7 protein-coding genes and 2 tRNA genes are annotated in these 7,007 nt (G+C 65.0%); 6 read left to right on the top strand and 3 right to left on the bottom strand.

The genetic code is table 11. The features are described from left to right. Nucleotides 1-954, top strand: a 954-nt coding sequence (locus WA904_RS17740) for a PLP-dependent aminotransferase family protein (protein ID WP_425198448.1), incomplete at its 5' end; no start/stop codon positions are given. 22 nt (nt 955-976) lie between these two features. Here WA904_RS17740 and WA904_RS17735 read toward each other — a convergent pair. Then, the gene (locus tag WA904_RS17735; protein ID WP_425198447.1) at nt 977-2,173 is read right to left on the bottom strand and encodes a multidrug effflux MFS transporter; all 1,197 of its coding nucleotides are present in this window, start codon (nt 2,171-2,173) and stop codon (nt 977-979) included. A 41-nt stretch (nt 2,174-2,214) separates the two neighbouring features. Next, nucleotides 2,215-2,299, bottom strand: a tRNA-Leu gene (locus WA904_RS17730). A 40-nt stretch (nt 2,300-2,339) separates the two neighbouring features. On the opposite strand from WA904_RS17730, the gene cysM reads away from it, so the two are divergent. The 5 genes from cysM (at nt 2,340) to WA904_RS17705 (ending at nt 5,653) form a co-directional block, all read left to right on the top strand. Next, the gene (gene cysM / locus WA904_RS17725; protein WP_425198446.1) at nt 2,340-3,242 is read left to right on the top strand and encodes a cysteine synthase CysM; all 903 of its coding nucleotides are present in this window, start codon (nt 2,340-2,342) and stop codon (nt 3,240-3,242) included. 86 nt (nt 3,243-3,328) lie between these two features. Next, the gene (locus tag WA904_RS17720) at nt 3,329-3,859 is read left to right on the top strand and encodes an NUDIX domain-containing protein (protein ID WP_425198445.1); all 531 of its coding nucleotides are present in this window, start codon (nt 3,329-3,331) and stop codon (nt 3,857-3,859) included. Nucleotides 3,860-4,035: 176 nt separating this feature from the next. Next, entirely contained in the window at nt 4,036-4,482 is a 447-nt protein-coding gene (locus tag WA904_RS17715) for a carboxymuconolactone decarboxylase family protein (RefSeq protein WP_425198444.1), read from the top strand. Between the two features lie 22 nt (nt 4,483-4,504). Further along, complete coding sequence (gene sigJ / locus WA904_RS17710) at nt 4,505-5,401, top strand: RNA polymerase sigma factor SigJ (protein WP_425198443.1); 897 nt, start codon at nt 4,505-4,507, stop codon at nt 5,399-5,401. Between the two features lie 176 nt (nt 5,402-5,577). Continuing rightward, nucleotides 5,578-5,653: transfer RNA gene (locus WA904_RS17705), tRNA-Arg, on the top strand. 28 nt (nt 5,654-5,681) lie between these two features. Here WA904_RS17705 and WA904_RS17700 read toward each other — a convergent pair. Then, nucleotides 5,682-7,007: translocation/assembly module TamB domain-containing protein (locus WA904_RS17700; RefSeq protein WP_425198442.1), on the bottom strand; the 1,326-nt coding region annotated here is incomplete at its 5' end.

The following is a 7,007-nucleotide window of genomic DNA, read 5'->3' as shown; positions in this document are numbered from 1 at the left end:
GCGATGGCCCGCCGCGCGCTCGATGCAGGGGTGCGCGTGGCGCCGCAGGACGTGTTGGCCACCAGCGGCAACACCGAGGCCGTCCACCTGGCGCTGACCGCGGTGGCGCAGCCGGGCGATGTGGTGGCGGTGGAGTCGCCCACTTATTACGGCCTGCTGCAGGTGATCGAATCGCAAGGCCTGAAGTCTCTGGAAATCCCCTGCAGCCCGCGCACCGGCATCTCGCTGGAAGCGCTGGAGCTGGCGGTGCGCACCGAGCCGCGGCTCAAGGCGGTGGTGGTCATGCCGCATTTGCAAATGCCCCTGGGCACGCTGATGCCCGACAGCCACAAGGCGGCGCTGGTGGCGCTCTGCAGCGCGCACGGGCTGGCGCTGGTGGAAGATGATTCCTACCGGCTGCTGCTGGACTCGCCCACGCCGCCGCGCCCGGCCAAGGCCTGGGACGTTTCAGGCCATGTCATTTATTGCGAGTCGTTCAACAAGACGTTGGCACCGGGGCTGCGGCAGGGCTGGATGAGCGCCGGCCGATGGCACGAACGTGTGTACATGCTCAAGTTCGCGCAAAGCCGCAACACAGCGCAGTGGGGACAACTGCTGGCCGCACGCTGGGCTTCGGCGCCGGCGTTTGCGCGCCACCTCCAGCGCCTGCGCACCAGCCTGCGCAGCCAGCGCGAGCAGGCGGCACGTGCCGTCGCCCGCCATTTTCCGGCGGGCACGCGCCTGAGCATTCCGCCGGGTGGGCTCAACCTGTGGGTCGAGCTTTCGCCAGGCGCGTCGTCCTCCAGGTTGTTCGAGCAGGCCCTGCGCGAAGGCATACGCATCGCGCCGGGTTCCATGTTTTCCAACACTGGGCGCTACGACGGCTTTGTGCGGCTGGGCTGTACCGTGCGTTTCACGGACGAAGTGGAGCAGGCCTACCGGGTGCTTGGTCGCCTGCTCGGCAAGGCGGGATAAAGCGCGGGAGCCGGCAGCCGGCTCAGGCTGATGGGCTGCGCGAGCTGCCACCCAGCGTGCCGCGCGCCATCACAAACGCCACCAGCGCGCAGCCGGCGATACCCACCACCATGGGCCGTGCGCTGCCGTCCACGAACAGGCCCACCAGCGCCATCATCACGGCGCCGGTCACGAACTGCAGCGTGCCCATCAGCGCCGAGGCGGTGCCGGCGATGGCGCCGTGGTCGTCCAGGGCCAGCACGGCGGTGGTGGGCACCACCAGCCCGAGGAAACCGTAGCCGATGAACATCAGCGGAAGCATCACCACCAGCTGATCCATGCCCAGCAGGTTCAACACCAGCAGGCCGGCCATCACCGCTGCATAACCAGTGACCGCGACCTTCACCACCGGCACCAGGCCGAAGCGCCCGCTGAGCCGGCCGGTGAACTGGGACACACCGATGAAGGAGGCCGCATTCGCCGCGAAGGCGATGCTGTATTCCCGCGGCGTGAGCCCATAGTGGTCGATCAGCACGAAGGACGAGTTGGCCAGGTAGACAAAGAAGCTGGAAATGCCAAAGGCACCGATGAACACCAGGCCCATGAAATGCCGGTCGCGCAGCAGCACGCCGTAGGCTGCGAGGGCACTGCCTACGCTGCTGTCCACCCGTTGCGCGGGCGGCCGGGTTTCAGGCAGGCTGGTGGCCAGCAGAGCCAGGCCGAGCACGCCGGCCACCGTGACGGCCCAGAACACGCTGCGCCAGCCCAGCGACTCGATCAGCAGGCTGCCGGCCAGCGGCGCGAGGATGGGCGAGACGCTGAACACCAGCATCAGCAGCGACATCAGCCGGGCCGCGTCGTGCCCGGTGTGCAGGTCACGCACCACAGCGCGCGGCACCACCATGCCAGCGCAGGCGCCCAGGCCCTGGATGAAACGCAGCACCACCAGCGTCTGGATATCGGGCGCCAGCGCGCAGCCGACACTGGCCACGGCAAACAGCAGCAGGCCGAAATACAGCGGCGGTTTGCGGCCCACCATGTCGGAAATCGGGCCGTAGATGATTTGCCCGATGCCCAGCGAAATAAAAAACGCCATCAGGCTGGCCTGCACGGCGCCCACGGACGCACTCAGGCTTTGGCCAATTGACGGCAGTGCCGGCAAATACATGTCGATTGCAAACGGCCCGATGGCCGAAAGCAGACCCAGAACGAGGGCGGTGCGCAGAAAGTGTGAGGTCATGAAGCAAAAAGGCCCTTCCATTGGATGGAAGGGCCTGTATCTGGTGCCCGGGGCCGGAATCGAACCGGCACGCCTTGCGGCGGGGGATTTTGAGTCCCCTGCGTCTACCAATTTCACCACCCGGGCAGGAAGAAGCGAAGAGGCAAATTATGGCACAGTGCAGGGTATGAATTATCCGACCATCGAAGACGCCATTGGCAAAACGCCTCTGGTGGCACTGCAGCGCATCCAGGCCGACATCAACACCCAACGCAACAATGTGGTCCTCGGCAAGCTCGAAGGCAACAACCCTGCCGGCTCTGTCAAAGACCGGCCCGCGCTGTCGATGATCAAGCGCGCCGAAGAGCGCGGCGACATCAAGCCCGGCGACACGCTGATTGAAGCTACCTCCGGCAACACCGGCATTGCGCTGGCCATGGCCGCGGCCATCAAGGGTTACCGCATGGTGCTGATCATGCCGGAGGACCTGTCCATCGAGCGTGCGCAGACCATGAAGGCCTTCGGCGCCGAGCTCATCCTCACGCCCAAAAGCGGCGGCATGGAGCATGCGCGCGACCTGGCCGACCAGATGGCCAAAGATGGCAAGGGCCTTGTGCTCGACCAGTTTGCCAACCAGGACAACCCGCGTATCCACTACGAAACCACGGGGCCAGAAATCTGGGCCGACACGGCGGGCACCGTCACCCACTTCGTCAGCGCCATGGGCACTACCGGCACCATCACCGGCGTGTCGCGTTTCCTGAAAGAAAAGAACCCGGCGATCAGGATCATCGGTGCGCAGCCGAGTGAAGGCTCGCGCATTCCCGGCATCCGCAAGTGGCCCGAAGCCTACATGCCGAAAATATACGACCCCAGCCATATCGACGAAACCGTGCTGGTGAGCCAGCTCGACGCCGAAGACATGTGCCGGCGCCTGGCGCGCGAAGAGGGCATCTTCGCCGGCATCTCGGCGGCCGGTGCCTGCTGGGTGGCGCAGGAGATCGCCAAAACGGTGAAAGACGCGGTGATTGTTTTTGTCGTCTGCGACCGGGGCGACCGTTACCTGTCCACCGGCGTGTTTCCGGCCTGACAGGTCTATTGAATAAAAAGTGGCTGTAGCCCTTGTCTGATGGGCGCAGGCAGCTATTAAAAACGAAGCAACCAGGTCTGCATGCCATGACGCACGAATTCAAGTTTTGCCCCAACTGCGCAACCCCGCTCGCCATGATCACCGAGATGGAAGACGGCGGCGAGAAAGCGCGCCTGCGTTGCCCGGCCTGCGACTTCACCCACTGGAACAACCCGACGCCGGTGCTGGCGGGCGTGATCGAATACCAGGGCAAGATCCTGCTGGCACGCAACGCGGCCTGGACCGCCAAGATGTACGCGCTGATCACCGGCTTCATGGAAGCCGGCGAAACGCCCGAGGGCGGCATCACGCGCGAGATCAAGGAAGAGACGAATCTCGACGTGACCGACCTCAAGCTGATCGGCGTCTACGACTTCCAGCGCATGAACCAGATCATCATTGCCTACAGCGCCGTCGGCCACGGCGAAGTCAAGCTCTCGCCCGAGCTGGTCGACTACAAACTTTATGCGCATGAAGATGTTAAATGCTGGCCGGCCGGCACGGGCTACGCGATGGCCGACTTCCTGAAGTCAAAGGGCTACCAGCCGGAGTTCCTGGAGTGGGCGAAGCGGGATTGAGGGCCTTGCAGGCGTGTGGCCCGAAGTTTCATAGCCATTTTGGCCTCCAGCCCTTATGTGGTGGGCGGAAGCAGCTATCAAAGATGTAGCGTTTCATTTATTTTCAGCTTCCACGTCACAAACGGCCACGCTGGATCGTCAATACGGTGTCCCCTCCAACTTTGAAAGGAAACACCATGACTGCTGGCACCACTGCCAATACCTCTCCCGTCCGTATCGACCTCGCCGTTCCCGACGTTTTTCCCGCCCTGCTCAAAGTGCGTGAAGCCATCGACGGCCACGGGCTCGACAAAAAGCTTCACCACCTGGTGCACCTGCGCGCCTCGCAGATCAATGGCTGCGCCTTCTGCGTGAAGATGCACCTGCGCGAAGCCCGTGAAGACGGCGAAACCCAGGACAGGCTGGACCGCCTCGTCGTCTGGGCCCACGTCAACGACTTCAGCGAAGCCGAGAAAGCCGCACTGGCCTGGACGGAAGCGTTGACCGCGCTCGACCACCAAACCGACTACGCCAGCCTGCGCGGCCGGCTGCGTGAGTCGTTCACCGACAAGGAGATAGGCGCGCTGACCGCTACCATTGGCATGATCAACCTCTGGAACCGCATCCAGGTCTCGGCGCACTAAGTCAGGTCAAGGCGCATGCACCATGACAGGCATAGCCCCCACCGCCGTGTTTGAAGAAAGGCGCAGGCACCTGTTCGGCCTGGCCTACCGCATCCTCGGTTCGCGGGCCGATGCCGAAGACGCCGTGCAGGACGTCTTCATCAAATGGCTGGCGGCCGACCACGCCGGCATTGCCACACCGGCCGCCTGGCTCACCACCCTTTGCACGCGGCATTGCATCGACATGCTGCGCGACGCGCAGCGCAGCCGGGTCGATTACGTCGGCACCTGGCTGCCCGAGCCGATCCAGACCCGCACCGAAGACACACCCGAAACGCACGCCTTGCTGGCCTCATCGCTGAGCACGGCCTTTTTGCTGCTGCTGGAGCGGCTCACGCCCAAAGAGCGCGCCGCTTACCTGCTGCACGAGATTTTTGAAACACCGTACGCCGACGTGGCCGACATGCTGGACATGGAAGAAGCCGCCTGCCGCAAGCTGGTTTCGCGTGCCAGCACCAACATCGCCCAGGGCAAGGTGCGGCATGTGACGCCGCCCAAGGTGCAGGATGACCTGCTTGCTGCATTCCGCGAAGCCATCACCGCAGGCAGCACCGAATCGCTCGCCAGCCTGCTCTCGGACGACATCGCCGTCAGCTCCGACAGCGGCGGAAAAGTGCCCTCCTTCGAAGGCGTGGTGCGGGGCAAGGGCAGCGTGCTCACGCTCATTGCCACGCAGCTGGCTCGCTACTGGGCTGCCTACGAATGGCTGCCCTGCGAGATCAACGGCGGCCGCGCCATCCAGCTGCGCATGAACAGCGGCGAGATTGCGGCGGCCATCACCTTCGCCTACAACGACGAAGGCAAAGCCACAAACATCTACGTCATGCGCAACCCGGACAAGCTGGACGGGCTGGCCTTCGGGCCGGAGGTTCTGGCATGAGCGCGCATGCTGCGGCGGGAAACGAGCCTGAAGCGTCATTTCTTCAAGCGTTTTAACTCTCCAGCCCTTATGCAGTGCGCGCGAGCAGCTATTAAAACAGTAGCGACGTGCGGCCTTCGGGGGATTGCCTGGGTAGATCCCGATCGGCGTCGCCCGCCTTGGTAAACTACGCGTCTGCCTTTGTAGCTCAGTGGATAGAGCGATCCCCTCCTAAGGGATAGGTCGCAGGTCCGATTCCTGCCAAGGGCACCATCTTTCAAGCACCCGTCCAACACCTGCCTTAGTCAAACTGCAGCGTGAAGATCAGGTCCACCGCGCTTTGATCTCCCGCCTGCCCGCGCACAGTAAAGCGCTGTGACAGGTCATAAAACACGAACAGCGTTCCGAGTGCGCCCGACAGGCTGCGCTCGTAGGCCGCGTAGAAATTGCGCGAAAAGCGTTTGCCCAGTGTGACGGCGCCCTGGGCGGCGCTGCCGTCGGTGTTGCTGGCCGCGCCGCGGAAGGACAGCTCGTCCAGGCCCAGCGAAGCCGCCAGCCCGCCGGACATGCCGCCGCCGGCTTTGCTGCCCAGCAGGGCGATGGCGGCCTGCTGCAGCAGTGCGGCTTCGGCGCCGCCGCTGGCTGAAGCGCGGCCCACCACCAGCCAGGAGAGTTTTTCGGCATCTGACAGCTCGGGCTGCGCGTAAAGGCGCACGCGCGGCAGCAGGGCGGTGCCGGTGATCTGCACGCCGACGCGCTGCGTGAGGTTGGGGCGAATCGCCAGGATGTCCAGCGTCGGGTTGTCGATGGGGCCGGTGAAACGCAGCTGGCCCTGCTCCACATCCAGGCGTTGGCCGTACGCGCGGTACTGGCCGCCGACGGTGCGCACCGTACCGTTCAGCCGCGCATTGCGGAACGATTCGCCGCTGAGCGCCAGCGTGCCCTGCACGCGTGTGTCCAGGCCCTTGCCCTGGATGCGGAAGTCCTGGCCCAGGTCAATCTGCACGGCCAGGTCCAGCGCACGGCCGTCTTTTTCGGCTTGCGTGGCGGTGGGCGCATTGGCTTCGGCCGGCCCCTTTTTGCCGGAGGCCGCGCCGCTGCTGCTGCGCACGATCACATCGTCACCGAGCTGCGGCGTGTTTTCGTCGGGCAGCAAAATGCGCGCCTGGTCGATCACCAGTTTGCCGGTGAGGGACGCGGCCTTGCCGAGCAGGCTGGCCTGGATGTCGCCCGACACCGTGAGCTGCCTGTCGGTGCGCAGGCTGGCACGCAGCCGTTCCAGTTTGGCGTCGAGCCGGACCTGCGGCTTGCCTTCGACCCAGCCCGCCTCGCCCTGCGCACGCAGCAGGCCGCCAGCGCCCTGGCCGCCGGCACCCTGCAAGGTGAATTCGCTGATGCGCATGCGGGTGCCGTCCAGCGTGGCACGCAGTGTGCCGTTGCTGAACTCGATGCCGTCCACCACCGAACGCAGCGCTAGGTCGTCGGCCTGCAGCGTGCCTGCCAGTTGCGGGGCAGAGCGCTTGCCGCTGATGGCGATATTCGCCGCCAGCGAGCCGCGCAGGCGCCAGCCGGGCGGCGCCAGCACCGACCACACACCGATGCGCGGCAGCTGTGCACGCAGCTGGCC

This window comes from Polaromonas sp. (assembly GCF_049790275.1).
Classification (GTDB): Bacteria; Pseudomonadota; Gammaproteobacteria; order Burkholderiales; family Burkholderiaceae_C; genus Polaromonas.
The sequence above is the reverse complement of the archived record's forward strand: the minus strand, read 5'-3'. Positions and strand labels throughout refer to the sequence as shown.

What these genes read in the sequence shown, in the direction of transcription:
- WA904_RS17715 (WP_425198444.1), top strand. Translation starts at nt 4,036, where the DNA reads ATGACTGCTGGCACCACTGCCAATACCTCTCCCGTCCGTATCGACCTC.
- sigJ (WP_425198443.1), top strand. Translation starts at nt 4,505, where the DNA reads ATGACAGGCATAGCCCCCACCGCCGTGTTTGAAGAAAGGCGCAGGCAC.
- WA904_RS17720 (WP_425198445.1), top strand. Translation starts at nt 3,329, where the DNA reads ATGACGCACGAATTCAAGTTTTGCCCCAACTGCGCAACCCCGCTCGCC.
- cysM (WP_425198446.1), top strand. Translation starts at nt 2,340, where the DNA reads ATGAATTATCCGACCATCGAAGACGCCATTGGCAAAACGCCTCTGGTG.
- WA904_RS17735 (WP_425198447.1), bottom strand. Translation starts at nt 2,173, where the DNA reads ATGACCTCACACTTTCTGCGCACCGCCCTCGTTCTGGGTCTGCTTTCG.